The organism is Pseudomonas sp. HMWF021, assembly GCF_003061005.1.
Taxonomy (GTDB): Bacteria; Pseudomonadota; Gammaproteobacteria; order Pseudomonadales; family Pseudomonadaceae; genus Aquipseudomonas.
Genome location: NZ_QAIK01000040.1, coordinates 120,659 through 122,269 on the forward strand (window position 1 = coordinate 120,659; position 1,611 = coordinate 122,269).

At 60.3% G+C, this 1,611-nt stretch carries 2 protein-coding genes; one reads left to right on the forward strand and one right to left on the reverse strand.

Translation table 11 applies throughout. The features are described 5' to 3' along the window. Window positions 1–801, forward strand: an 801-nt coding sequence (locus DBR18_RS04805; protein ID WP_256588541.1) for an enoyl-CoA hydratase/isomerase family protein, incomplete at its 5' end; no start/stop codon positions are given. 66 nt (window positions 802–867) lie between these two features. On the opposite strand, the gene DBR18_RS04810 is transcribed toward DBR18_RS04805, so the two are convergent. Further along, window positions 868–1,266 (reverse strand): hypothetical protein, encoded by a 399-nt coding sequence (locus DBR18_RS04810; protein WP_007963255.1) that lies wholly within the window; start codon window positions 1,264–1,266, stop codon window positions 868–870. Window positions 1,267–1,611: the final 345 nt, after the last annotated feature.

The following is a 1,611-nucleotide window of genomic DNA, read 5'->3' on the forward strand; positions in this document are numbered from 1 at the left end:
TACCCCAAACCGCTGATCTGCTGGGGCCACGGTTACGTGCTCGGCGGCGGCATGGGCCTGCTGCAAGGTGCGAGCACACGGATCGTCACGCCGAGCAGTCGTCTGGCGATGCCGGAGATCACCATCGGTCTGTATCCGGACGTCGGGGCCAGTTGGTTTCTCTCTCGGTTGCCGGGCAAGCTCGGCTTGTTCCTCGGTCTGACCGGCGCGCACATGAACGGGCGTGATGCCATCGATCTGGATCTGGCCGATCGCTTCCTGCTTGAAGAGCAGCAACCGCAGCTGATCGAAGGCCTGCTGCAACTGAACTGGCAGGAACAGACCGACATGCAACTCAACAGCCTGCTCAAGGCCCTGCAACAGGAAGCCGTCGGGCAGATGCCCGAAGCGCAGTGGTTACCGCGCCGCCAGCAGATCGACGAACTGCTCGATGTCAGCGACGTCGCCTGCGCCTGGAAAGCCATCAGCCTGCAACGCGACAGCAGTGACCCGCTGATCGCCCGCGCCGCGAAAACCCTGAGCGAAGGCTCACCGCTGACCGCGCATCTGGTCTGGGAGCAGATCAATCGCGCCCGTTACCTGTCGCTGGCCGAAGTGTTCCAGATGGAATACACCCTGAGCCTCAATTGCTGCCGGCACCCGGAATTCAGCGAAGGCGTGCGCGCACGGTTGATCGACAAGGATCAGAAACCCCACTGGCATTGGCCGGATATCAATACCGTGCCGGATGCGGTGGTCGAGGCGCATTTTCACAAGGTGTGGGAAGGTCGGCATCCGTTGGCGGATTTGACGGTTTACTGATTGCCCGGCAAATCGCAGGCACAAAAAAAGCGGCGCTCAATGCGCCGCTTTTTTGTTTGCGGTGAGTTACCAGCGACCGCCTCGCCCGCCGTGGTCACCGCGGTTACCGTGATGATCACGCCCACCACGGTCACGATCCCAACCACCACCGCGGTGCCCGTCCCAGCGCCCGCGATCGTTGTCGTGCCAGCGGCGGCTCTCGTAATAGCGTGGCGCTGGCTGGTAGTAACGGGGCGCCGAGTAGTAACGCGGAGCCGGTTGGTAGTAACGCGGGGCCGCCTGGTAGTAGCGAGGGGCCGAGTAGTAGGTGCTGCCACCGCTGTAATAGGTGCCGCCAGTGTTGTAGTACGCCGGAGCGGGTGAGGTATAGACCTCCGAGCTGTAATAACTGTCTGCGTAGGAGTAGGGAGCGCAACCGGCAACGGAAAACATCATCGCAGCAAGTAGAAGAATTCGTCGATACATGGCGGCCTCCTGGACCGCGGGTAGCCGCACCAGCGACGCTGGCAGGCATCAGTCGTTTATTGGGTGACTGACGAATAATCAGACATCGTTTTCCGAATCTGGTGCGTCTCCGTAACAAGTTGAAACATGTGATTCATGAAATCCTGTTCATTTGGAAAACACTGTCATTTGGCCGCTGATCAATGGTGCCCGCCGTGGTATCCGCCGCCGTGATAACCGCGCCCATAGCCACCGCGATAACCGTAGCCGCCGTAGTAATAATGTCCGCCACCGTAGTAGCGCGGTCCGTAATAACCGCCGTAGTAATACGGCGAATAGTAGCCGGGGTAGTAGTAAGTGGCGGGG